This is a genomic window from Mesorhizobium sp. B283B1A (assembly GCF_020165735.1).
Classification (GTDB): Bacteria; Pseudomonadota; Alphaproteobacteria; order Rhizobiales; family Rhizobiaceae; genus Mesorhizobium; species Mesorhizobium opportunistum.
Map to the genome: position 1 here is coordinate 1 of NZ_JAIUIQ010000032.1, position 24664 is coordinate 24664.

The following is a 24664-nucleotide window of genomic DNA, read 5'->3' on the forward strand; positions in this document are numbered from 1 at the left end:
TTCCGAGGAAACCCCGCCAGTCAATTCGTCAACGGCGCAGACCGAGCTTCTCGATCAACGTCTGGTAGCGCGCGTCGTCCTTGCGCTTGAGATAATCAAGCAGGCTGCGGCGCTGGGAGACGAGGGCGAGCAGACCACGGCGGGAATGGTTATCCTTCTTGTGGTCCTTGAAGTGATCGGTCAGGTTCTTGATGCGCTCGGAAAGGATGGCCACCTGGACTTCCGGAGAACCGGTATCGCCCTTGGCGGTTGCGAATTCACCCATCAATTCCTGTTTGCGTTCGGCAGTAATCGACATCGTGTTTTTCCTTATCTGTTCGAGGAAACGGGTCGCCCTCAGCCGGGATGTCGTCCAGCAGGGGCCGGTGCAAGCAAAGCGTCGTGGCGCTATGCTGCGGCGCATATAGTGCAATTCCCCGGAAAACACCAGCCCAATTCACAAGCCGGCTTTTCCAGCCCAAATGGCAAGTTTTGTCGCTGCTAAAGCCATTTCTTCCACTTGAAGAAGGCAATCAGCCCGACCGCCACAACTGCCATGAACAGGAGCGATACGGGATAGCCGTAGTAGGACTTCAGCTCCGGCATGTTCCATGGCGAGGATTCAGGATCGAAATTCATGCCCCAGACGCCGACCAGGAAGGTGAGCGGCATGAAAATGACCGAGACGATGGTGAGATAGCTGATGACGTCGTTGGTGCGTGCCTGGCTCAGCGACAGATGCATCTCGATCAGCCCGGTCAGCATGTCGCGCTGGGTCTCGACCAGCTCGATCAGCCGGAGCGAATGGTCGAGCGTATCGTTGAGGAAAACCTTGGTTTCGGCCTTCACATAGGGCACGTCGTTGCGGATCAGCGTTGCCAGCGCATCGCGCATCGGCCACAGCACGCCTTTGAGGACATTGGCGTCGCGCCGCAATTCGTGCAGCTGCCGCATCTGATGCTTGTGCGGTGAGTGCAGCATCTCGTCCTCGATGCTGTCGACCAGATCGCCGGCCGCCTCGATCGGCGGGAAATAGCTGTCGACGATGGCGTCGATCAGCGCATAGGCGAGATAATCGGCGCCGCGCGCCCGCAACCGGTTGGGCGCCGAACTCTCGATGCGCTTGCGCACGGGATCGAACGGGTCGCCCTCGCGCTCCTGGAAGGTGACGACGAAGTTCTCGCCGACGAAGAGGCCAATCTGTTCATAGCGATGCGAAGTGACATCGTCGATCATGCGGACGACGACGAAGGCATGATCTTCGAAGAAGTCGACCTTTGGCCGCTGGCCGGAGTTGACGACGTCCTCCAGCGCAAGCGGATGCAGACTGAAGATGCGGCCGATCTCCTCGATCAGCTGGATGTTGGCGAGGCCGGTGCAGTCGAGCCAGATGACAGGCCATTTGCGGCAATTGGCCTCGATATCGTCGACGCTGGCGTTTTCGATGGTCTTGTACTTTTGCGGCGAGATCATCGTCAGCCGCAGTTCCGAACGGCGCGCCGCCGGATCGGCGATCAGCGTGCCTGGCGAGGCCCCGACCGGTGGCCGCCGCGTCTTCACCGGCGTCCGCTTTTTCACCGCCTCGGCCTTTGCCATGTGCCCCTCGAGCGTAGAATGAAACCGAGATTAGACGACAGCCGTCACCCGGCAAAGACCCGCTTGGGCTTGAACATGCCTTGCTCGATGGCGCCGATGGCGACCAGCTTGCCACGTGCGGTGGCGCAAGCTTCCTCGGCTTCGACAGGCGCGTCGCGGCCACGGATGATGACCGGATTGCCGAGGCGGATCTTGGTCGCCGCGTCGTCGCTGATAGCGATCTGCGGCAGACAGTCGAGCGCGGCGGACGTATCGACCAGAAGCGCATCGATCGCCCCGAAATCGATCGGCGCTTCCACAACGTCGACGGCATCCGCCGTTTCCGACTTGCCTTCCCCCTCGACGTCTTCGCCCGGCGCGCCGAAACGGGCCGCCTCGAGTTCCGCGACGGTGACGAAATCCTCCGGCGTGAACGGCTCGACCTCGACCCGGCGCAGTTCGCTGATATGACCGAAGCAGCCGAGATCGCGGCCCATGTCGCGGGCCAGCGAGCGCACATAGGTGCCCTTGCCGCATTCGACTTCGAAAACGGTCTGATCGGCACCGTGCTCTACGATGTCGAGACGGCCGATCTCGATTTCGCGGGCCGGAATGTCGACCGTCTCGCCCTCGCGGGCAAGGTCGTAGGCGCGTTCGCCCGCAATCTTGATGGCCGAGAATTGCGGCGGCGTCTGCATGATGACGCCGGTGTATTTGGGAAGCAGCGCCCTGACCTCGGCTTCCGACGGCCGCTGGTCAGCCTCTTTCGTCACCGGCCCTTCGAGGTCGTCGGTCGAGCGCTCCTGCCCCCAGGCCACGGTGAAGCGATAGACCTTGGCGCCGTCCTGAACATAGGGCACGGTCTTGGTGGCTTCGCCGAGCGCGATCGGCAGCATGCCGGACGCCAGCGGATCCAGCGTGCCGGCATGGCCGGCTTTTTCGGCCTGGAACAGCCATTTGATCTTGGAGACGGCCTCGGTCGAGCCCATGCCGACAGGCTTGTCCAGCACCACCCAGCCGGAGATCGGCCGGCCCTTCTTCTTGCCGCGGCGCGCCATTATTCGCTGTCCCCGTCTTCTTTGGCCCTGTCGTCTTTGGCCCTGTCTTCTTGGGCCTTGTCGTCGTCCGCGTCGAGATCACGCGCCACTTCGGGCGATTTCAGCAGGTCGTTGATCCTGGCGAAATTGTCGAAAGAGGTGTCCAGCCTGAAGCGGAACTCCGGCATGTATTTCATTTGCCGAAGCGCGCCGGAGACACGGCCGCGCACAAATTTCGCATGCTTGTTGAGCGCCTCGATCACGGCCTCGGCATCCTTGGCGCCGAGCGGAGAAACAAAGGCAGTGGCGATCTTGAGATCGGGCGACATACGCACTTCGGAGACCGAAACGACCGAATTCTCGATCAGCGGGTCGATAATGTCGCCGCGCTGCAAGGTTTCGGAGAGCGCATGGCGCACCTGTTCGCCGACGCGCAGCATGCGCTGGGATGGGCCGGATGTGGTGGAACGGGGCATTTTTCTCAATCCTGAAAGCGTGAGGCTCGGGATAGGACCGTGCCTCATGTCTCAAACAGTCATTCTCAACAGGCAATCTCAACAGGCTTGAGGGCGGCGGCCTTTCGACCACCGCCCGATATTAACAAGCCACTCGAACTCAGAGCGTCCGGGTCACCATCTCGACGCGGAAGCACTCGATGACGTCGCCGACCCGCATGTCCTCGTAGTTCTGGAAGGCCATGCCGCACTCCTGGCCGCCGGGCACTTCCGAAACCTCGTCCTTGAAGCGCTTGAGGGTCTTCAGCGTGCCTTCGTGGATGACGACGTTGTCGCGGATCAGGCGCACGCCCGCACCGCGCTCGACCTTGCCTTCGGTGACACGGCAGCCGGCGATCTTGCCGACCTTGGTGATGTCGAAGATCTCGAGGATCTCGGCATTGCCGATGAAGGTTTCGCGGCGCTCCGGCGACAGCAGGCCCGACAGAGCCGCCTTCACGTCATCCACGAGGTTGTAGATGATCGAGTAGTAGCGGATTTCGATGCCAGCGGCCGCGGCGGCGGCACGTGCCTGCACGTTGGCGCGGACGTTGAAGCCGATGATCGCTGCACCCGAAGTTTCCGCCAGCGAGACATCGCTTTCGGTGATGGCGCCGGCGCCGGCGTGGACGATGCGCGCACGCACCTCGTCGGTGCCGAGCTTGTCCAATGCCGCGTTGATCGCCTCGATCGAACCCTGCACGTCGCCCTTGATGACCAGCGGGAATTCCTTCAGCCCGCTTGTCTGCAACTGCGACATCATCTGTTCGAGCGAGCCGCGCTGGCCGGCATGCCTGGCGACCGCCTTCTCACGGGCCAGACGCTGGCGATACTCGGTGATCTCGCGAGCGCGGGCCTCGTTGTTGACCACGGCGAAGCGGTCACCGGCCTGCGGCGTGCCCTGAAGGCCGAGCACCTCGACCGGCATTGCCGGCGGCGCTTCCTTGATCTGCTCGCCGCGATCGTTGACCAGAGCGCGCACCCGGCCCCATTCGTTGCCGGCGACGAGGATGTCGCCCGGCATCAAGGTGCCGGTCTGCACCAGCACGGTGGCGACGGGACCACGGCCCTTGTCGAGCTGCGCCTCGATGACCACGCCCTCGGCGGTGCGGTCCGGATTGGCCTTCAGGTCGAGGATTTCGGCCTGCAGCAGGATCGCCTCGAGCAGCTTGTCGAGATTGGTGCCCTTGGTCGCCGACACTTCGACGTCCAGCACTTCACCGCCCATGGATTCGACGAAGACCTCATGGCGCAGCAGTTCGGAGCGAACCTTCTGCGGATCGGCGTCATGCTTGTCGATCTTGTTGATCGCCACGATGATCGGAACGCCGGCCGCCTTGGCATGGCTGATCGATTCGATCGTCTGCGGCATGACGCTGTCGTCGGCTGCCACCACCAGGATGGCGATGTCGGTGGCCTGGGCGCCGCGGGCGCGCATCGCCGTGAAGGCGGCGTGGCCGGGCGTGTCGATGAAGGTGATCTTCTGACCATTCTTCTCGACCTGATAGGCGCCGATATGCTGGGTGATGCCGCCGGCCTCGCCGGAGACGACATTGGCATTGCGGATGGCATCGAGCAGCGAGGTCTTGCCGTGGTCGACGTGACCCATGATGGTCACGACCGGCGGACGCGAGACCAGGTCCTCCGCATTATCGGCGATGTTGAACAGGCCTTCCTCGATGTCGGACTCGGCGACGCGGCGGACCGTGTGGCCGAATTCGGTGGCGACCAGTTCGGCCGTGTCGGCGTCGATGACGTCGCCCGGCTTCAGGATCTGGCCCTGCTTCATGAAGAACTTGACCACATCGACCGCACGTTCGGACATGCGCTGCGCCAGTTCCTGGATGGTGATGGTCTCGGGCAGGATCACTTCGCGCATGACTTTCTCGCGCGGCTCATTGTGCATCGCGCGCTTGAACTTTTCCTGGCGGCGGCGCATCGACGACAGCGAACGGGCCCGTGCATCCTCGTCGGAAAGCGCGGAGTTCAGCGTCAGCTTGCCACGGCGGCGGTCTTCCTCGCCCTTGGTCGGCTTGGCCGGACGCGCCACTTCGGGCGTGACCGGGCGGCGCACCGGCGCACCGGCACCTGCCCGCTTCGGCTTGACCTCTTCCTCCTCGTCGGCGGTTGCCAACTCGGCTGCCAGCGGCGCGCGGCGGCGCGCCTCTTCCTCGGCACGACGGCGGGATTCGGCTTCCGTCTGCAGGCGTGCCTCTTCCTCGGCCTGACGGCGCGCGGATTCCTCACGCTCACGCTTGCGGCGCTCTTCGTCCTCGGCGCGGCGCTTGGCTTCCTCGGCGGCGCGCTGACGGTCCTCGACCTCGCGGACCTTGGAGCCTTCGAGCGCCCTGCGGCGCGCTTCCATTTCGGAGCGCGACAGTTCGTTCAGCACCATGCCGCTGCGCTCGACCGGAGGCGGCGGAGGCGGAGGCGCCTTGGGCGCTTCCTGCACCACGGGTGGTGCGGCCACGACCGCCGCGGGCTTCGGCGTGAAGATAGGCGCGGGGGCAGCAGCAACCGGCTCCGGCTTGTCACCGGGCAGCGAGAACTTGCGCTTCTTGGTCTCGACCACGACCGACTTGGTACGGCCATGCGAGAAGTTCTGGCGCACGGTGCCCTGTTCCATGCCGGGGCGCTTCAACGTCAAGGTCTTCTTCGGCGTAACGCTCAACGTCTTGTCGTCGCCCGATTTCGTATCGCTCATTCCATATCCTCTGCAGCATCATCTTCGTCAGCAACGGCCGCAAGCATTGCCAGATCGTCCGGGGTACCGCCCCGATATCGGTCAAGCGCAACCATGCGCTTCTGGACCGCCTTACCCGCGTCTCCCGCGAGGACGGCAGCATGTATCACATTTGTACCCCCCAATGCCAAGCTCAACTCGGCCTCGGAGAAAAGTTTGTAGGCAAGAATAGAAGGGCCGCCGATATGGACGGTCGCCCGCCGCGCCTGGCTGATCTTGCGTACGCCGTCGTCGGAGGCCTCGGTCGCGTGGAGCACGAAAAGTGCCAGTCCACCGCGCACCGCGCTCTCGACCTTGGTGGCACCAAGAGAAATCGCGCCTGCTTTGCGGGCGAGACCCAGCATACCCAGAGCGGATCTGGAAAGCAGCCCGTCGACCATGCCGCCCAGATCGGGCGGCACGACCACCTGTGCCTTAAAGGCGCGGGCAAAGAGGTTCTTCGCCGCAGCCTTCTCGATATGTAGGCGGTCGGCGCTCACCCAGCAACCGCGGCCGGGCAGATTTCTCTTGAGATCCGGAACGACGGCCGAATCCGGGCCGACGACGAACCGGATCAATTCATCCGGTTCGGCCTGCTTGCGGGTGACGATGCAGGTGCGATCGTTCATCTCGTCCAAGGGCGGGTTGTGTGCGATGCGGTTTCACCTCACGCACCAACGGCTTCGTCAGCCGGTGCTTCTTCGGCTGCAAGCTCGTCTTCGGTGATCCAGCCGGCCTTGAGACGGGCATTCAGCACCATCTGCTCGGCATCGGCACGCGAAACGCCATGATTGGCCAGAACGCCGGGATACACCTTGGTCTCGCCGTCCTTGCGTTCCTTCCAACCGGTCAGGTCGTCGGCGGCATAGCCGGCGAAATCCTCGATCGTCTTCACGCCGTCCTCGCCGAGCGTCACCATCATGGCGGTGGTGATGCCGGGAATTTCGCGCAGCTCGTCCGAGACGCCCAGCGCCTTGCGCTTGTCGTCATGTTCGGCTTCGATCTTCTCGAGATATTCGCGGGCGCGGGTCTGGATTTCCGACGCGGTGTCCTCATCGAAGCCGTCGATCGAGGCGATTTCGCCGGCATCGACATAGGCGACTTCCTCGACGCTGGTGAAGCCTTCCGAGGCCAACACCTGACCGACCATCTCGTCGACGTCGAGGGCTTCCATGAACAGCGCCGAGCGCTCGACGAATTCCTTCTGGCGGCGTTCGGACTCCTCGGCCTCGGTCAAGATGTCGATGTCCCAGCCGGTGAGCTGCGAGGCGAGACGCACGTTCTGGCCGCGACGGCCGATGGCCAGCGACAGCTGATCGTCGGGAACCACCACTTCGATGCGCTCCGCGTCCTCGTCGAGCACGACCTTGGCGACTTCCGCCGGCTGCAGCGCATTAACGATGAAGGAGGCCGCCGAAGGCGACCACGGAATGATGTCGATCTTCTCGCCCTGCAGTTCGCCGACGACGGCCTGGACGCGACTGCCGCGCATACCGACGCAGGCGCCGACCGGATCGATCGAGCTGTCACGCGAGATGACGGCGATCTTGGCGCGCGAGCCCGGGTCGCGGGCGACCGACTTGATCTCGATGATGCCGTCGTAGATTTCCGGCACTTCCATGGTGAAGAGCTTGGCCATGAACTGCGGATGGGTGCGCGACAGGAAGATCTGCGGGCCGCGCTGCTCGCGGCGCACGTCGTAGACATAGGCGCGGACGCGGTCGCCATATTTGTAGTTTTCGCGCGGGATCAGCTCGTCGCGGCGGATGATCGCCTCGCCACGGCCGAGATCGACGATGACGTTGCCATACTCGACGCGCTTGACGGTGCCGTTGACGATCTCGCCGATGCGGTCCTTGTACTCGTCATACTGGCGGTCGCGCTCGGCCTCGCGCACCTTCTGCACGATGACCTGCTTGGCCGACTGGGCGGCGATGCGGCCGAAATCCATCGGCGGCAGCTGTTCGGCGATGAAGTCGCCAAGCTGGGCGTCGGGATTGCGCTCGCGCGCCGAGGAAATGGCGATCTGCGTGGCGTAGTCATCGACTTTCTCGACCACTTCCATCAGCCGCTGCAGCTTCATCTCACCGGTGTTGGGATTGATGTCGGCGCGGATGTTGGTCTCCTGGCCGTAACGCGAGCGCGCCGCCTTCTGGATCGCATCGGCCATGGCGGCGATGACGATCGACTTGTCGATCGACTTTTCACGCGCGACCGCATCGGCAATCTGCAGGAGTTCGAGTCTGTTGGCGCTTACAACCATGTTTTTTCTCCCGAGCCTGTCAGCCGGACTTTACGCCCGGCAGCTCAATCAACTTTCCTGTTCGTGTTCTTCCGTGGCGTCCGCTTCCGTACCCTCGGGCACGTCGTCGTCCGGCTCGCCGCGACGTTTCTTGGCTTCCTTGCGCGCCCTGTTGTCCTTCGACAACGCATCGCGGATGAGGTCGTCGGTCAGGATCAACCGGGTCTCGGAAATGGCGTCGTAGGGCACGCGCACCGTCGGCTCCTCGCCATAGGCCGCCTTGTCGCGCTCGATGAGCACATCGTTCTCACCAGCCTCGGCAATCTTGCCCTTGAACCGCTTGCGATCGGCGACGATGACCGATGTTTCCATCTTCACCAGATGGCCGATCCAGGTCACGAAATCCGATTTGCGCACCAGCGGCCGATCGATGCCGGGCGAAGAGACTTCGAGATGATACGCCTTCTCGATCGGATCGTCGACGTCGAGCGCCGGCGACACCGCGCGGCTGACCTCTTCGCAATCCTCGACGGTCATGGTGCCGTCCTCGCGCTCGGCCATGATCTGCAGCGTCAAGCCGTTCTGGCCGGACAGATGCACGCGCACGAGGCGAAAGCCGATGCCGCGCAGCACCGGCTGGATGATCAGCGCGATGCGCGCATCGATACCGCTCTCGCGGATGATGCGGTCGTCACCTTCGCTTGTCATTGAAGTCATCAATTGCCTGTCGTTCGTTCCGCAATGTTCTTTAATTTGCGCATCGGAACCATCCGAAAACCGCTTCGCACTTTTCGGCCGATGCACCCGGCAGGTAATAAAAAAGAGCGGGACCGGGTGGACCCACTCTTCGTCATACCGACCAAGAATTTGAGGCTGATATAAACGAACACCGCCTGTGTTTCAAGCCCGCCGTGACAGCTCGCCGTGCAAGGCAGGCAAAAGCCCTGGACGGCATCAGCATTGCTCCAGGCGCATGGCGCCCATGCGGCAAACCCCCTGCGAAAGGTGGCAGGGCGCCCTTATTTGTTAGCCACGACACGAACAGACGCGGCGCTGTGGCGCGCGAAAGGACAAGATCATGGGCAACCGCAGACTATTTTCCGCCTTGGGCGATCTTTTTACCACGTTCGGCAGCGCGGTCGCCGCCTCGCGCGCCGTGGACGCCGGCCGCAAGCCGCGTGCCGACGACCAGCGCAAGCTGGACATGGATCCGGCTATCTTCAACAGGATCGGCCGTTTCTGAATATCCGACGAGAGGCGCCGTGAGGGCACCTATTTCCTGACAAAGGTCAGATAGGCCGGCCGCCGGCCCTCGCGAATGGCCTTCGCCTCGTAACGCGTACCCGGCCAGCCCTCATAGGGGCTGTTCCAGTCGCCGGCATCCGCCGCCTGCCATACGAAGGCGCCATGCGCCCGGCAATGCAGCAACGTCCAATTCACATAAGTGTCGATGTCGGACGCGAAACGGAACTTTGAGCCCGGCTTCAGGACGCGCGCGAAGCGGTCGAGATTGATTGCGCTGACGAAGCGCCGCTTCCAGTGCTTCTTCTTCGGCCAGGGATCCGGATAGAGAAGATCGATGCCGTCGAGCGAGGCCGGCGGCAGCCAGTCGAGCAGCCGGGTGGCATCGTCATCGAAGACGCGCAGATTGGCCAGCGGCCGCTGCCTAACCGCCATCATCATCTTGGCCATGCCGTTGACGAAGGGCTCGACGCCGACAAAGCCGGTTGTCGGCGCCTCGATGGCGCGGTGCAGAAGATGTTCGCCGCCGCCAAAGCCGATCTCGAGGCGAACCGCCGAGACATCGGCTTCGAACAAGGTACGCAGATCCGACGGCGCTTCAGCCGTCAGATCGAGCCGGTAGGTGCCGAGACCGCTTTCAAGCGCCGCCGCCTGCTGCGGGCGGACCGGCTTGCCGCGCCGACGGCCGAAGAAGGCTTCGGTCGCACGGCTTGGCCTGTCTTCGGGGCTCATCTGGTGCCGCGGGATCTGTCGGGCGCTCAGACCGCGACAGCATCCTTGAGCGCCTTGGCCAGATCGGTCTTCTCCCAGGAGAAGGACCCGTCACGGCCAGCCTTGCGGCCGAAATGGCCATAAGACGACGTCTTGGCATAGATCGGCTTGTTGAGATCGAGATGACGGCGGATGCCGGATGGCGACAGGTCCATCACGGTGCGCAGCGCATCCTCGAGCTTTGCCTCGTCGACCTTGCCGGTGCCGTGCAGGTCGACATAGACCGACAAGGGCTGGGCGACGCCGATGGCGTAGGAAAGCTGGATGGTGCAGCGGTCGGCAAGCTTGGCCGCCACGACATTCTTGGCCAGATAGCGCGCCGCGTAGGCCGCCGAACGATCGACCTTGGTGGTGTCCTTGCCGGAGAAGGCGCCACCGCCGTGCGGTGCCGCACCGCCATAGGTATCGACAATGATCTTGCGGCCGGTCAGCCCGGCATCGCCGTCCGGTCCGCCAATGACGAACTTGCCGGTCGGATTGATATACCACATGCAGTCGTCGGCGATCTTGAGGTCGCCAAGCGCCTCGCGGATATAGGGTTCGACGACCTTGCGGACCTTCTTGGAATCCCAGCTTGAATCCAGATGCTGGGTCGACAGCACGATCTGCGTTGCCTCTGCGGCCTTGCCGTCGACGTAGCGGACGGTGACCTGGCTCTTGGCGTCCGGCCCGAGCTTGCCGGCCTCGCCATTGTTCTGGTGACGGGCGGCGGCCAGAAGTTCGAGGATCTTGTGGCTGTAGTAGATCGGCGCCGGCATCAGGTCGGGCGTCTCGCGGCAGGCATAGCCGAACATGATGCCCTGGTCGCCGGCACCCTCTTCGCCCTGGCGATCGGCGGCGTTGTCGACGCCCTGGCCGATGTCAGGCGACTGGCCATGCAGCAGGACTTCGATCTTCGCCGTCTTCCAGTGGAAACCGGCCTGCTCGTAGCCGATCTCGCGGATAGCCTTGCGGGCGACGGATTTGAACTTCGCCGGGTTGACGACAGGGTGGCCCGCCGCGTCCATGAGGACGTTGCCGGCCTTGTCCTTCTTCAGCAGCGTCTCGGGAACGCGCACCTCGCCGGCGATGACGACGCGGTTGGTGGTCGCCAAGGTCTCGCAGGCGACGCGGACTTTCCACGGGTCCATGCCGGTCTTCTTGGCCTCACGGTAGACCAGATCGACAATCTCGTCGGAAATCCGGTCACAGACTTTGTCGGGATGGCCCTCGGCAACGGATTCCGAGGTAAAGAAGTAGTTCTGCCGCGTCACGGGTGTCCCCTCTTGAAAAACGATCGGCAGGCTGCCGATTTTGGCGCGCCACGTGTTAGCGGGGCAAAGCGCTGCTCGTCAAGCGTCGCCGCCGTCCTGGCATGAATGTCGGAGCCGATATTTTATGCCACCGGCGGCGCGGTGCCGCCGGTTCGAAGCGCATTGCGGATCAGTCGAGGTCGTCGGCGGCGAGCGACTTCACCAGGTCGATGATCCTGCGGCGCACCTTGACGTCGGCGATCTTGACAAAGGCACGGTTGAGCTGGAGTCCCTCTGGACTGCCGCAGAATTCGACGGCGAAAGCCATCGACGCATCCTCGGCAAAGCCGCGGTTGGCCGAGGATTCCTGGCCTGGCGCATCCTCGAAAAAGAAGGCGACGGGCACGCCGAGTATGGAAGCAATCGCCTGCAGGCGGCTGGCGCCGACGCGGTTGGTGCCCTTTTCATACTTCTGGATTTGTTGAAATGTGATGCCGAGATTCTCGCCCAGCTTTTCCTGGCTCATTCCGAGCATATTGCGGCGAAGCCGGATGCGGCTTCCAACGTGGATGTCTATGGGATTCGGCTTTTTCTTGTTTTCTTCTGTCATTTTTTCCTCGCCGAATTTTTTCGGCTTTGTGATTTTTTTCTCGCCCAAACAAAGCCGGAGGCGACTGCCCCAACAGTATGATCCACCGGCTTCGAGAAATTTCAGGCGGTACAGTATGAGTTTCTAATGTGCCAACTGTCAATTCACCCGTAGCCTTTGCCTTACGTTCAACAATGCCCCGCCCAGCGCAAACAGCAACATGATCAGCATTCCGTTAATGCGTCGCTGACCCTCGGAAACGACTGCCTGTTCGGCAATAGGCACCTTCACATCGATGGCCCCGCGCGCGTCGATCGCCAGCGCATCGACGATGCGCCCACGTTGGTCGACAACGGCCGAGATGCCGTTGTTGGCGGCACGCAACAAGGGCAACCCGTTCTCCACAGCGCGAATCTGAGCCTGCCTGAAATGCTGATACGGCCCCGGCGTGTCGCCGAACCAGGCATCATTGGTAACGTTCACAATAAGCTGTGCTGACGTAGCGTCAACTGCCACCAGGTCGGGAAAGATCACCTCGTAACAGATAAATGGCAGGGCACGGAGGCCGCCCGGCAGCGTGATGGCGTGGCGCTCGTTGCCGGCCGTGAACGTCATCGGCCCGGCGACGAGCTGTTCGATGCCGAAACGGCTGAGCAGGTCGGCAAAAGGCAGGTACTCGCCAAACGGCACCAGATGGACCTTGTCGACGGCATCGGTGATTTCGCCCTTGTCGTCGATCGCCACCACCGAATTGTAATAGCGGCTGTCGGCGCCGGCGGCCGAGCCGCCTTCCTCGCGAACGACGCCGGCGATCAGCATCTGGCCGTCGCCCAGCATGTCGCCCAGCGCCGTCAACGCGTCAGGGCGCTCGGTGAAAAGGAACGGCACCGATGTTTCCGGCCACAGGATCAGCTGCGGCTTGTCGTGACCGGGGTCCGGCGCCTTGGCGGACAGGCCCAGCAAGGTGGCGAAGATGCGATCGCGCACCGAGGCGTCCCACTTCTCCGACAGGTCCACGGCCGGCTGAACGATGCGGACATTCAAGCTGCGCTCCGCAGGCTTTTCGGGAGCGGCGAGCCTGACATAGCCGAAGCCGACATGGGCGGCGGCGAGGGCGACAAACAGCGCCGCGCCAAGGCGCAGGTGCCGGCGCGCCGCCAGCAGCGCCGGCAGCGCGAAGAGGAACACGGCGAGCGCGTTCATGCCGATCATGCCGGTCACCGAGACGCTCTGCATCAGAAGGGGTACGGGCATCGCCGCGTAGCCGATCGCATTCCAGGGAAAACCTGTGAACAGGAAACCGCGCAGCCACTCCGCCAACGCGAAGCCGAAGGCGAGTGCCGCGATGCGGCCGATGTCGCTGCTCCACAAGAGCCGGGCAACCACCGTTGCAAAGCCATAGAAAAAGGCGAGCGCGAAAGGAATACCGACCACCGCGAAGGGGAGCGCCCAGGCGAAGCTGTCGGCCTCGACCAGCAGCGCCGAACCGATCCACCAGAGACCGGCAAGGAAATAGCCGAAGCCGAACCACCAGCCGACGGCAAAAGCCGGCCGCAGGCGCCGGAACAGGCTGCCGGAGGCTTCGCCGGTCGCGCCGTCGAGCAACCAGACCAGCACCGGAAACGAGATGAAGCAAGCGGCGAAGAAGTCGTATGGCGCCTGGCCAAGCACCGCCAGGGCGCCTGCGAGAAAGGCCACGAGCGCGCGCCGCCAACCCCAAAGCAGAATTATCCGGCCGGCAAGGCGCACCATGCATACTTCCGAGTCGTGCGAATCAGGAAGAAAGATTTAACAGGCCGCGGTCCGTGCTCCAAACGCCGGCCGGTCGGCCACGGTTTCCCACCGAGGCGACTACCGGTGCCAGCCTTCTATCCGCACGCCACCAAGCCGTTCGGCCTCCTCGCGGGACACGACGCGGATCGTCTGCGAGAAAGTCCAGACGTGGCCTTCGGGATCGCGTGCCCGATACTGGCGTTCGCCGTAGAACCGGTCCGCCGGCTCCTGGACTATTACAGCACCGGCCACCCGCGCCTGCTCGCAATGGCCATCCAGGCCGTGCTTCAACCTGACATAAACCGACTGCGTGTTCTTGCCCGAGACCGAAGCCGGGCTGGCGACATAATCGCTCCATTCGGAATCGACGATGATGGTGCAATCGCCGAACCGCATCTCGGCGTGGACGAGCTTGCCCTCGGCATCGCTGACCACCATGCTGCGCTCGAAGCCGAAAGCCGCTTCGAGCCAATCCAGCGCGGCACGCGGATCCCTGTAGAAGACACCGGAACCCAGGCTCGCATGCTTGAACGGGTCGTCGATCGTCATCGAGCGCGCGAAACGCTCACGCCTGCTCGGTGCGCGCCGTGGCGCGCCGGCGGCGCTCGCCCTTCTGGCTCTGCACGATGCGCACGCGCTTGACGCGGCGCGGATCGGCATCGAGCACATGGAACTCGAAACCGGGAATGGCCTGCACCACCTCGCCGCGCGCCGGCACGCGGCCGAGCGTGTTGAAGATCATGCCGCCGATGGTGTCGACATATTCGCCATGTTCGCCGGCGGCGAAACCCTCGCCGATCATCTTGGCGACTTCGTCGATCTCGGCCTTGCCGTCGACGACGAACACGCCGTCACCGGCCTGGGTGATCATCGGCTCGTCGTCGTCATGCTCGTCCTCGATGTCGCCGACGACCATTTCGACGATGTCCTCGAGCGAGACAAGCCCGTCCGTGCCGCCATATTCGTCAATGACCAGCGCCATTTGCGTGCGCGTCGTCTGCATGCGGCCCATCAGGTCGGAGGCAAGCATCGATGGCGGCACGAACAGAACCTGGCGGATCAGGTTGAGCTCGCCGATGGTGCTCGAAAGGTCGACCTGGGCAAGATCGAGCTGCGTGACGACCGGCGTCTTCCTGGTGGTGCGGCCCTTCTTGACGCGCGCGAGCTTGGTGATGTGGGCCAGAACATCACGGATATGGACCATGCCGCGCGGATCATCGAGCGTCTCGGAATAGACCGGCATGCGGGAATGGCCGGATTGTTCGAAGGTGCCCAGGAGGTCGCCGAGCGTCGTCGTGATCTCGACCCCCTGGATGTCGGCGCGCGGCACCATGACGTCCTCGACCCGCACTTCGCGCAGGCGCAGGATGTTGTTGAGCATGGCGCGTTCGCCAGGCGAGAAGGACTCAACATCACTCGCCGTCTCGGCCAGCGCGCCGGCGATTTCCTCGCGCAGGCTGGTGCCGTTGCGTTGCCGGAACAGACCCAGCACGCGTTCGAACAGGGAGGGGCCGGCAGGCGAAGTTTCGCTGGCAACGCTGCCGATGCTGGCAGCACCAGGAGTAACGGTACTCGGACTTGATCCCTCTTCCGACGTATCGGAAGCCTTGGGCGCACTGCCGGCGTCGGGGCGGGCGGCAGTCTCTGGTTTGTCGTTCATCTTCGTCCGGTCAATTGGTCTTTTGTAGTTACGCGTAGGGATCGGGAATGGCAAGCCTTGCAAGCGCTGCGCGTTCGACGGCTTCCATCGCTTCGGCCTCGGTGTCGGTCTCGTGGTCGTAGCCCATGAGGTGCAGCAGGCCGTGGATCACGAGATGGGTGATATGGTTCTCCAAGGGCTTGTCTTCCAGTGCCGCCTCGCGCGCCACGGTTTCGGCGGCGAGCACGATGTCGCCCAGCATCGGCGGCAGCGGACCATCCTTCACATGCGGAAAAGCCGGGAAAGACAAGACGTTGGTGGGTTTGTCCTTGCCGCGCCAGTCCGCATTCAAGGTGCGGATATGAGCGTCGTCGGAAAAAACGATGCTGAGTTCGGAATGTCCTGCCGCACCAGTTTCGGCGAAAGCAGCCGCGACAGCGCGATCGACCAATCGCGCCAGGCTTGCCTCAGCGGGCCAGTCGCCCGCTTCAATCGATATATCGATCTCGACGGGAAGGCTCCCGTCAATGGATGTACTGTCCTCAGGCATGAGGCCACATCGACAGATCAATTCTCGGCACCGAGGCCCCGCGCCAGCTTGGCGTCGCGGTCATATGCCCTGACGATTTCCGCCACCAGCGGATGGCGAACGACGTCGATATCGTTGAAGCGCACGGTTACCGCTCCGGCCACACCGTCGAGCACACGCAAGGCCTCGACCAAGCCCGATTTGGTGCTCGGTGGCAGGTCGATCTGGGTGGGATCGCCGGTGACGATCATGCGCGAGTTCTCGCCGAGACGGGTGAGAAACATCTTCATCTGCATCGGCGTGGTGTTCTGCGCCTCGTCGAGGATGACGGCGGCATGCGCCAGCGTGCGGCCGCGCATGAAGGCGAGCGGCGCGATTTCAATGACTTCGGCGGCAATCGCACGCTCCACCTTGTCGGCCGGCATCATGTCGTAAAGTGCGTCATAGAGCGGCCGCAGATAGGGATCGACCTTCTCCTTCATGTCGCCCGGCAGGAAGCCCAGCCGTTCGCCGGCCTCGACGGCCGGCCGCGACAAGATGATGCGTTCGACCATGCCGCGTTCGAGCAGCATCGCTGCGTGCGCCACCGCCAGATAGGTCTTGCCGGTACCGGCCGGACCGATGCCGAACACCAGTTCCGACCGCTCCAGCGCCCGCATATAAGCGTCCTGGTTGAGCGAGCGGGCATAGATCGTCTTCTTGCGGGTGGCGATCTGGGCAGCGGAAACCTTGCCCTTGCGCTCCAGCGTCGGCAGCGTGAGCTGATCGTCGGCGGCGACCGCCATGCGCACGGCGCCATCGACGTCGGACTGGCCGATATCGACGCCCTTCTGGAGGATCCCGTAGAGATTGTCCAAGGCGCGGCGTGCCTGTTCGGCGGCCGAAGCGGATCCCTTGATGGTCAACTGGTTGCCGCGCGAGCGTATGTCGACGCCGAGCTTTTGCTCGAGCCGGGCGAGGTTTTCATCGAACTGGCCGTAAAGGGCGCTGGCAAGCTTGTTGTTGTCGAAAGTCAGAACGATGTGCGCCATATCAGAAGCCCCAGATGCCGGTACCGGGGGCAGGTTCTTCAGCTCTGCTGCGCTCAACCGTCTCTCCTCATCTGCCGAGACCCTCAGGCCAATTCGGCGAACAGGCTGTTGTAGCCCGTCTTCGTGATTCGCACCTGGATAATGTCACCGATTTCGCCGGCCTTTTCATCAACAATAACCGGCTGCAGCCAGGGCGAGCGGCCAACCTTCTGGCCGGCCTGCCGGCCGGGCTTCTCGATCAGCGTGTCGATAGTACAGCCAACCAGGCTCAAGCCGAAATCCTGCTGTTGCTTCAGAAGCAGTGCCTGCAGACGCTGCAGGCGCTCGTCCTTGACCGTTTCCGGCACGTGACCGGCCATCTCGGCGCCCGGCGTGCCCGGACGCGGCGAATATTTGAACGAAAAGGCCGAGGCGTAGTTCACCTGGCGTACCAGTTCCATGGTCGCCTCGAAATCGGCTTCCGTCTCGCCAGGGAAGCCGACGATGAAATCGCCTGACAGCGCGATGTCGGGCCGGGCAGCGCGGATGCGGTCGAGCAGCGTCAGATAATCCCTGGCCGTGTGCCTGCGGTTCATCGCCTTGAGGATGCGGTCCGATCCGGACTGCACGGGTAGATGCAAATAGGGCATCAGCGACGGCAGGTCGCGGTGGGCGGCGATCAGTTCGTCGTCCATGTCGCGCGGATGGCTGGTGGTGTAACGCAGCCGCGCCAACCCGGGGATTTCGGCCAGCCGATGCAGCAGCCGGCCAAGGCCCCATTCCTCGGTCCTGCCCCCATTGGTATCGCCCTGGCCGTGCCAGGCATTGACGTTCTGGCCTAGCAGCGTCACCTCGCGCACGCCGGCCTCGGCCAGGCGCTCGGCCTCGGCCACGATCTGCGCCACCGGCCGCGAAACTTCGGAGCCTCTGGTGTAGGGCACGACGCAGAAGGTGCAGAACTTGTCACAGCCTTCCTGCACGGTGAGGAAGGCGGTCACGCCGCGCTTGATGACCTCGGCGCGCTTCGGCTGCGGCAGATGCTCGAACTTGTTCTCGATGGCATAGTCGGTGTCGACGATCTTCTCGCCACCGCGCACTCTCGCCAACACGTCTGGCAGGCGATGATAGGTCTGCGGCCCGATGACCAGATCGACGGCGGGCGAACGGCGGATGATCTCGGCGCCTTCGGCCTGCGCCACGCAGCCGGCAACGCCGATCAACATCTCGCGGCCGACGCTGGCGCGCTCCGCCTTCATGTCGCGGATGCGGCCGAGTTCGGAATAGACCTTTTCGGCGGCTTTTTCCCTGATATGGCAGGTGTTGAGCAGCACCAGATCGGCCTCGCCGATGGCATCGGTCGCGGTATAGCCGTCGGCGGCCAGCGCATCGGTCATGCGCTGTGAATCATAGACGTTCATCTGGCAGCCATAGGTCTTGATGAAGACCTTTTTCGCTGCCACGGCGTGCACCGCCGGCTGTCCAGCCAGCGTGCCGATGTCGTCGTTTTCAATCGTGTTCAAGTCCATCTGGCGGCTTCTAACGCCTTTCCGTGACAAAAAACAGACGATTCTCGCCCTGCGCCCGCAGACACGGGGCCGGAATTAGCGGCTCGGGCGCGGATCGGCGAGTGCCGCCATCATCATATCGCGCACCTGGCTTTCCATCAGCTTCGCCGTTTCCTTGCGGTTCGAACCCTTGGAAAACGCAATCGGCTCGCCGAAATGCACTTCGACATCGAGTGCGCCTTCCGCCATCAGCACCTTGAGATGCGGCATCAAATCCTCGTCACCGATCCAGGCCGAGATCGGCCGGTGGCGGCGGCCGAGCGGCACGCCGTGCAGGCGGGTATAGACGATCGCCACCGGCTGGATGAAGACCTGCTCGGCCGAGCCCTCCGAAATCGCCATCGAGGCGGCGCCGAACAGGGTGCTCTTGAAGGGCAGGATGGCATTGCCGTCACCGGTCGAGCCCTCGGCGAACAGCACCATGGCGTCGCCCTTGGCCATGCGATTGGCGATCTCGCTCGCCTGGTCGCCCGAGGAGCGCTTGCGCTCGCGCTCGATGAAGACGGTGCGCTGCAGCTTCGACAGCATGCCGATCAGCGGCCAGCCTTCCATATCGGCCCTGGCGATGAATTTTACATCGGCAAAAGAGCCCAGAACCATGATGTCGGTCCAGGAAATGTGGTTCGAGGCAACCAGCAAGGGCCGTTTGTCGGCCAGCGTCCCGTTGACATGGACGCGCAGGCCGAGCGCCCTGAGGATCAGCCGATGCCATATCTTGAGGATGAATGTTTCCGGCCACCAGCCGGTCTTCATCGACAGGATCTGCAACGGCACGAGGATCAGCGAACCGGCGACGACGAGGCCCAGGGCCAGGAAAATTCTGATTTTCTTGATCATCGCCCTACCCCGGTCTTCTGGCTAGCGAAGATCGCGACGCATGACAAGCGCGCCGGTCGGTCCGCGATCGGGCGATCTGTAGTAGTCCGGCCGCTTGCCGACCTCGCGGAAGCCCAGCCGCCGATAGAGGGCGATCGCGGCGACATTGGTCTCGTCGACCTCGAGGAACAGCGCTTCGGCGCGTTGCGCGTGCAGTTCACGCAGCACCGCATCCATCAGCTGCCAGCCAAGTCCCTGGCGACGATGCGATCGCGCCACCGCAACAGTCAGGATCTCGCCCTCGCCGGCGGCCAACCGGGCCAGCACGAAACCAACCGGCGGCTTGGCGCCCTGCCCGGTTTCGCGTGCGGCGTAACCGAACACGGTGTCCTGTTCGAGCAGGGAGGCGAACTCGCCATCGGTCCACGGGCGGACGAAATCCTCGCGATGCAGCAGCGAGACGGCCTGGCTGTCGGTGATCCTGAGCGGCTCGAGCGCATAGTCCCGGCGGCGCGGCTGGAGGAAAGGTATGCGCATTAACTTTTTTGCCTCGAAAGGATGAATCCGGCCTGCGGCTTGGCGTCCGCACCGCGCAAATAAAGCGGTTTCGGCCTATCGCCCGCGCCCTTGACGGCGGCCAGTCGGGCGTAGGTGAGGATGTCGGCGGTGGCCGTCCGAGGCCCGATATCGAAACCACGACCGGCCGATGCGGCGATCTGTGCTGCCGCGGTGCCGGCCAGCACCGCAGAGCTTTCGATCGCCATTCCAGTGGCCTCAGCCAGCGTGGCGACGGCCGGACCGTAAGTCAAAACTGACATTTGATCATAGAGAGCGGCATGGATTTCTTCACGCCCGGCATCGAGCGCCGCCAGCACGGCGCGGCCGGGAAATGCCGCTGCTGCTTCACCCGCCAGCGCCTCGAGCGTCGTCACACCGATCGCGGGAATCTTGAGCGCCAGCGCCAGACCACGCGCGGTCGAGACGCCGACGCGCAGGCCGGTGAAGGAACCTGGACCGACGGAGACGGCAATGGCGCCAAGACCGGCATAGTCGGTGGCGCCCGCCTTCAGCGCCTCGGCGATGACCGCCATCAGATGCTCGGCATGGCCTTTGCCGAGATCGAGCACCGAGCGGCCAAGCTCCAGCCCAGCCGCCGCGTCGTAGACGCAGGCGGCGCAGAGGCTGGCGGCACAGTCGATGGCAAGCACTTTCATGAAACAACCGGTTCCGAGAAACATTTCCCTGTGCCCGCCAAGGCGCGCCACCGCAAGCATAATTTGTTAAGCGGCTTCGCTTCGACCGGCGAGCTATGCCACCTGTTCGATGCGCAGCATGTGGTTGTCCCAGACATAGTCCGGCTCGGACCGCATCGCACCGCTGCCTTCGATGATCTCGCCCGCACCCGTGGTGGCCATGAAGCCAGTCCCATCCGGCGCCACGCCGCAGACCTCGACCAGCGCGCTGTTCGAGAGGACTTGGCCGCTGGCAGCATCGATCACGACCAACGAATTGCCTTCCGGCGACGATACGGCGACGGTGCCGGATCCAGGGTTGGTGGCGACCGAGCCGATATAGTTGCGGAAGCCGGCCAGCACGTCCCCCGGCATGTCGAGCAACTGCAAGTCCTTGCCGCGCGCGGCGCGGCCGACCAGCAGCGGACGATCCGTGCCCGGCCCCCTGTACTGGCAACCGAACCAGACGGTGCCGGCCTGGTCGGTGTCCATGTGGCGGATCGACAGTTGGTGCAATGGCGCCGGCAGTTCGTGCTTTTCGATGAGATCGCCGGTGACGCGGTCGACCAGCACATAGGACGGCTTCATGGTGGCGATGTTGAGCTCCGCCCGGCCGTAATCCGGATGGGTCTCGATGCCGCCATTGCCAACCGCGATCGTCCTGCCGTCGCCCAGCAGCAGAAGCTCATGCGGCCCCATCCCATACGTCGGGAATTCGCCGACACGGCTGAATTTCGCGCGCGCATCGTAGACGCCGACGACCCCGGCGGCGTTGTCGAAGTCGTTCTCGGTGGCGTAGAGCAAGGCGCCGTCGGGCGAGAATACGCCATGGCCGAAGAAATGCCGGCCAGGGATGCTGGCGATGGTCAGCGGGGCGTCGCGCCCGGTGTGATCGAAGACGACAGCGAAGGTGCCGGGCTGGCGGGCGAAGACAACCGAACGCTTCGACATCGGGTCGAAGGTGACGTCATGGCCGCGATCAGGCAGGTCGATCGCGTGCAGAACCTTGCCGGCCTCGGACAGGACGGCGGCGCCAAAACTGCCGTCACGCTTGACGAAGGCGGTGGCGAAGACAGCGTCCGCCGCAAGCGTCATGGCCCACGCCGGCGGCGCCATCGCCGCGGCAAAGCCGATGCCCGCGGCCCGGAGAAAATCCCGGCGATCGATGAGTGAGGTTCTCATGAGATGGCCCGCCCCTGCACCGGCTCGTTCCAAGACATGGTAATTTTTGCGGATCGGAGCGGACGCCCGGGGTTTACCGATTCTTGGAATGATACACCGCAGACATTGGACGTTGGCTGAAGCCCCCGGAACGTCGTCATCCACGGGCGGAGCAGGAGCGAAGCTCCGTCGCGGAGACCCGAGGATCCATGCCGTGACCTTGACCGTAGGGTGCAGCGGAGCAGAATTCTGAACCATTGCAACGCCTTGCGGTCACGGCATGGATCCTGGGGTCTGCGCCGCGTCGCTACGCTCCTTGCTCCGCCCCAGGATGACGAAGTTCCGGGGGCTTCGGCCACCTTCCACATCACGCTCAGTCTCCATCCAGCGACGAGAAGCCGGCGGTCAGGCCGAATTCGGCGGTCAGCCTTGTGCCGATCAGGGTCGACAGGCTTGAGGTGATCAGCGCGAAATGCTCGAGTTTGCCGCGCAGCGCCGGATCGGCGAGTGCCTTGTCGATCGGACCCTGGACCGACTTCGCGGTGGCGACGCCGTTGACGAGCTGGATGTGGATCGATTCCGCCATCCAGCGCGCATCTTCAGGCAATGCGTCGCCAAGCTTCGAGACCTGGAACAGCCGATCGATGCCGTCCAGGTTTCCGGCCAGCGAATTGCCGGTGTTTTGCGAGCGCCAGTAGATCGCCTGTTTCGGCTTGTCGGCCTCGGGCTTGCCACCCAGAAACCCCTTCAGGCGGACATCGCGAACCATTTCCAGCTCGTTGATGAAGACGCCGACCAATTCGGTAACGGCTTCGTTGCCGTCGCGGTAAAGCGGGTTTTGCGGCCCTGGATTGGCCCAAAGCGCGGCAAAGCCGTCGGGCTTGTTCCAGGCGTCGTTGACGTCTTTGGTCATGGTCTCGATATTGCCGGCTACCGCCGCGCCGTAGGCGCAGCGGTAGGGATCGTCCTTGCCCGCCAACGCATCGGCGCCGTCGCCGAAAAGCACGAATTCCAGCGCGCCGAACCCTTGCATGGCAACGCTCTTGCCGGCCAGTTGTGCCGGGTTCGTTGCGGTCGGGTCCTTGGCCGACAATGCCGCCTGCACCTGCTTCAGGCCTATGCTCTTGCGGTCCGGCCAGAACAGTATGCGCTCCAGCCGGTTGTTCTCCTTGATCGGCCCAAAGCCGATGATCTCGGCCGACGACCAGGCATAGGCCGTGGCCGAAAATTCGGTCCGCGCCGCGTCGAGTTCCCCTGGCGAAGGCGCTTCGCACAGCTCGTGCATCGCCTTCGCCAGGGTTTGTGTGTGCTCATGCAGGCCGGCATAGGCCGGGCGGACAAAGCCGTCGATCGCGCCCTGGATGACATCGGAGGCCTTCACCGCCGCCGATGCGGGCAAAGAGCCCAGCAAGGCCAGCGGAAGAACGAGAAACAGCGCGGAACGCTTCAGCATCAAAGTGACTCCAGGAATTTGAGCAACGCACTGCGCTCAGCGGCGTCGGCGGTGGCAAAACGGTCGCGCGCCTTCTGGCCCTCGCCACCATGCCACAGGATCGCCTCGGTCAGGCTGCGCGCGCGTCCCTCATGCAGAAAGAAGGAATTGCCGTTGACGGTCCAGGTAAGGCCGATGCCCCACAGCGGCGGGGTGCGCCATTCGTTGCCCGTGGCCTCACCCACGGCCTGTCCGTCGGCAAGATCGGACCCCATGTCGTGCAGCAGGAAGTCGGAATAGGGCCAGATCAGCTGGAAGGCCTGCGCCTTGTCAGGGGCATCACGGCGGGTGACGAATTTCGGCGTGTGACAGGAAACGCAGCCGATGTCGTAGAAGACCTTCTTGCCGGCGAGCACATCGGGCGCGTCGCGATCGCGGCGCGCCGGCACAGCCAGGTTCCGCGAATAGAAGGTGACGAGATCCATCACCGGTGGCGGCGCTTCGGCGGAACCAAGACGCTGCTGTACGCCGTTTGGCATGGCAAGGCATTTTGCCTGCGCGGCGGTGCAGTCACCCCAGTGTTTTGGTTCTTCCGGCGTCGAGATACCGATGTCGCCGGCAAAGGCATCGGCCGCCTGCTGGCGGATCGACGCGGTCTGCGCCTTCCAGCCGAAACGGCCAAGCGTTAGTTCCCCGCCCTGGCCGTCGCGCACGATGTTCGGCCTGCCGGAAATGCCGTCGCCGTCACGGTCTTGCGGATCGGCATGGGCCAGAATATCGGCCGGCGCGATCTGCTCGATCAGGCCTAGCCCGATCATCGGCGGCGTCAGGCGCGGCGACAATGTCGTACGCGGATCAAGCGGCCCATAGACGAGATCGGTGACTGAATAGCTGGGCTTGCGCAGGGAAACCACGGTGCCATCCGTCAACTCTACCTTACGTTCCTGATAGTCGACATGCATCCTGCCTTCGCCGCGCAGGCCGGGCACCGCCAACTCCTGCAATTGCGAGCCATAGACCCGGTCGGGGAAGTTGAGCACCTGGTGATCGGCAAGGGCGGCCTTCTCTTCCGCGCTGCTGGCGTCTCGGGCCAAGCGCAGGAACATCGAGGTGCTGCCAAGGTCGCCTTGCGGCGGACGGCCGCGGCCATCCTTCAGATGGCAATTCTGGCAAGCGCGTTCGTTGAACAGCGGGCCAAGCCCGTCCGAGGCCTGCGTCGAGGATGGCGACGACACCCAGTTCTTGCGGAACAGCGCATTGCCGAGCTTGAAGGTGCCTTCTTCCTCGAAGGTGATGTTGGCCGAGGATTGCGAGAAGGCGTCGCGGTTGACGTCCTTCTCAGAGGTTCCGGCGCCACCCTGCATCAACTCGAACCGCTCGGGCCTGGAGAAATCCGTGGTCGGCCTAGTGATGGCGGTGACACGCGCCTGATCCTTCGCATCGAGGTCGGTGCGCGTGGTGGCGAGGCCGGGGGGTTGAAGGTCGCTGGCCAGCGCCGACGAGGTCAGCACCAGCACGAGAATGGCGCAGCGCCGACCCGTCGAGCCGGCTGGCGTCTTCCGAAGGTGCGGCGAGCTTTCGGCCCGCCGCGAGCGGCGCAAGAATTCTAAGGGGCGCCGCATTC

General features: G+C 63.7%; 24 protein-coding genes. 1 reads left to right on the forward strand and 23 read right to left on the reverse strand.

The window, feature by feature from the left end; genetic code table 11:
• Window positions 1-28: 28 nt before the first annotated feature.
• From rpsO to rimP, 8 genes are all read right to left on the reverse strand, one after another.
• The gene (rpsO, locus tag LB577_RS23605) at window positions 29-403 is read right to left on the reverse strand and encodes a 30S ribosomal protein S15 (protein WP_283257907.1); all 375 of its coding nucleotides are present in this window, start codon (window positions 401-403) and stop codon (window positions 29-31) included.
• Between the two features lie 77 nt (window positions 404-480).
• A complete protein-coding gene (gene corA / locus LB577_RS23610) occupies window positions 481-1575 on the reverse strand; it encodes a magnesium/cobalt transporter CorA (RefSeq protein WP_023779450.1) in 1095 nt (364 codons plus the stop codon).
• Window positions 1576-1619: 44 nt separating this feature from the next.
• Window positions 1620-2612 carry a tRNA pseudouridine(55) synthase TruB gene (truB, locus tag LB577_RS23615; protein WP_224688952.1) on the reverse strand — a complete coding sequence of 331 codons (993 nt, stop codon included), beginning with the start codon at window positions 2610-2612 and terminating at the stop codon, window positions 1620-1622.
• On the reverse strand, window positions 2612-3067 hold the full coding sequence (rbfA, locus tag LB577_RS23620; RefSeq protein WP_224688954.1) for a 30S ribosome-binding factor RbfA: 456 nt from the start codon (window positions 3065-3067) through the stop codon (window positions 2612-2614). The genes truB and rbfA overlap by 1 nt, the downstream gene beginning before the upstream one ends.
• 139 nt (window positions 3068-3206) lie before the next feature.
• Complete coding sequence (gene infB / locus LB577_RS23625; protein ID WP_224688957.1) at window positions 3207-5789, reverse strand: translation initiation factor IF-2; 2583 nt, start codon at window positions 5787-5789, stop codon at window positions 3207-3209.
• Window positions 5786-6436 (reverse strand): RNA-binding protein, encoded by a 651-nt coding sequence (locus LB577_RS23630; RefSeq protein WP_013891268.1) that lies wholly within the window; start codon window positions 6434-6436, stop codon window positions 5786-5788. The genes infB and LB577_RS23630 overlap by 4 nt, the downstream gene beginning before the upstream one ends.
• Window positions 6437-6474: 38 nt before the next feature.
• Window positions 6475-8070, reverse strand: a complete 1596-nt coding sequence (gene nusA, locus LB577_RS23635; RefSeq protein ID WP_013891269.1) for a transcription termination factor NusA — start codon at window positions 8068-8070, stop codon at window positions 6475-6477.
• 48 nt (window positions 8071-8118) lie between these two features.
• On the reverse strand, window positions 8119-8766 hold the full coding sequence (gene rimP, locus LB577_RS23640) for a ribosome maturation factor RimP (RefSeq protein WP_224688959.1): 648 nt from the start codon (window positions 8764-8766) through the stop codon (window positions 8119-8121).
• Between the two features lie 361 nt (window positions 8767-9127).
• On the opposite strand from rimP, the gene LB577_RS23645 reads away from it, so the two are divergent.
• Window positions 9128-9292 carry a hypothetical protein gene (locus LB577_RS23645; protein ID WP_224688962.1) on the forward strand — a complete coding sequence of 55 codons (165 nt, stop codon included), beginning with the start codon at window positions 9128-9130 and terminating at the stop codon, window positions 9290-9292.
• Window positions 9293-9321: 29 nt separating this feature from the next.
• On the opposite strand, the gene trmB is transcribed toward LB577_RS23645, so the two are convergent.
• The 15 genes from trmB to LB577_RS23720 form a co-directional block, all read right to left on the reverse strand.
• A complete protein-coding gene (gene trmB, locus LB577_RS23650) occupies window positions 9322-10023 on the reverse strand; it encodes a tRNA (guanine(46)-N(7))-methyltransferase TrmB (protein ID WP_224688964.1) in 702 nt (233 codons plus the stop codon).
• Between the two features lie 26 nt (window positions 10024-10049).
• Window positions 10050-11315 carry a methionine adenosyltransferase gene (gene metK, locus LB577_RS23655; protein WP_023766981.1) on the reverse strand — a complete coding sequence of 422 codons (1266 nt, stop codon included), beginning with the start codon at window positions 11313-11315 and terminating at the stop codon, window positions 10050-10052.
• A 169-nt stretch (window positions 11316-11484) separates the two neighbouring features.
• Entirely contained in the window at window positions 11485-11904 is a 420-nt protein-coding gene (locus tag LB577_RS23660) for a helix-turn-helix domain-containing protein (protein ID WP_013891274.1), read from the reverse strand.
• A 138-nt stretch (window positions 11905-12042) separates the two neighbouring features.
• Window positions 12043-13635, reverse strand: coding sequence for an apolipoprotein N-acyltransferase (lnt, locus tag LB577_RS23665; protein WP_224688967.1), 1593 nt, complete (start codon window positions 13633-13635; stop codon window positions 12043-12045).
• Between the two features lie 99 nt (window positions 13636-13734).
• Window positions 13735-14205: a VOC family protein gene (locus LB577_RS23670; protein ID WP_224688976.1), complete on the reverse strand. Its 471-nt coding sequence runs from the start codon at window positions 14203-14205 to the stop codon at window positions 13735-13737.
• A gap of 16 nt (window positions 14206-14221) precedes the next feature.
• Window positions 14222-15316 (reverse strand): hemolysin family protein, encoded by a 1095-nt coding sequence (locus LB577_RS23675; RefSeq protein WP_224688989.1) that lies wholly within the window; start codon window positions 15314-15316, stop codon window positions 14222-14224.
• Between the two features lie 28 nt (window positions 15317-15344).
• Window positions 15345-15845, reverse strand: a complete 501-nt coding sequence (gene ybeY, locus LB577_RS23680; protein WP_224688997.1) for an rRNA maturation RNase YbeY — start codon at window positions 15843-15845, stop codon at window positions 15345-15347.
• A gap of 17 nt (window positions 15846-15862) precedes the next feature.
• A complete protein-coding gene (locus LB577_RS23685; RefSeq protein ID WP_023766987.1) occupies window positions 15863-16855 on the reverse strand; it encodes a PhoH family protein in 993 nt (330 codons plus the stop codon).
• A gap of 83 nt (window positions 16856-16938) precedes the next feature.
• Entirely contained in the window at window positions 16939-18360 is a 1422-nt protein-coding gene (gene miaB / locus LB577_RS23690; protein ID WP_224688999.1) for a tRNA (N6-isopentenyl adenosine(37)-C2)-methylthiotransferase MiaB, read from the reverse strand.
• Between the two features lie 75 nt (window positions 18361-18435).
• Window positions 18436-19236 carry a lysophospholipid acyltransferase family protein gene (locus LB577_RS23695; RefSeq protein ID WP_224689008.1) on the reverse strand — a complete coding sequence of 267 codons (801 nt, stop codon included), beginning with the start codon at window positions 19234-19236 and terminating at the stop codon, window positions 18436-18438.
• Between the two features lie 21 nt (window positions 19237-19257).
• Window positions 19258-19752: a ribosomal protein S18-alanine N-acetyltransferase gene (gene rimI, locus LB577_RS23700; RefSeq protein ID WP_023779435.1), complete on the reverse strand. Its 495-nt coding sequence runs from the start codon at window positions 19750-19752 to the stop codon at window positions 19258-19260.
• Complete coding sequence (gene tsaB, locus LB577_RS23705) at window positions 19752-20429, reverse strand: tRNA (adenosine(37)-N6)-threonylcarbamoyltransferase complex dimerization subunit type 1 TsaB (protein ID WP_224689010.1); 678 nt, start codon at window positions 20427-20429, stop codon at window positions 19752-19754. The genes rimI and tsaB overlap by 1 nt, the downstream gene beginning before the upstream one ends.
• Window positions 20430-20522: 93 nt before the next feature.
• A complete protein-coding gene (locus LB577_RS23710; protein ID WP_224689014.1) occupies window positions 20523-21629 on the reverse strand; it encodes a DUF1513 domain-containing protein in 1107 nt (368 codons plus the stop codon).
• 352 nt (window positions 21630-21981) lie between these two features.
• Entirely contained in the window at window positions 21982-23061 is a 1080-nt protein-coding gene (locus LB577_RS23715; protein ID WP_224689017.1) for an imelysin family protein, read from the reverse strand.
• Window positions 23061-24662, reverse strand: coding sequence for a di-heme oxidoredictase family protein (locus LB577_RS23720; protein ID WP_224689018.1), 1602 nt, complete (start codon window positions 24660-24662; stop codon window positions 23061-23063). The genes LB577_RS23715 and LB577_RS23720 overlap by 1 nt, the downstream gene beginning before the upstream one ends.
• Window positions 24663-24664 lie beyond the last annotated feature (2 nt).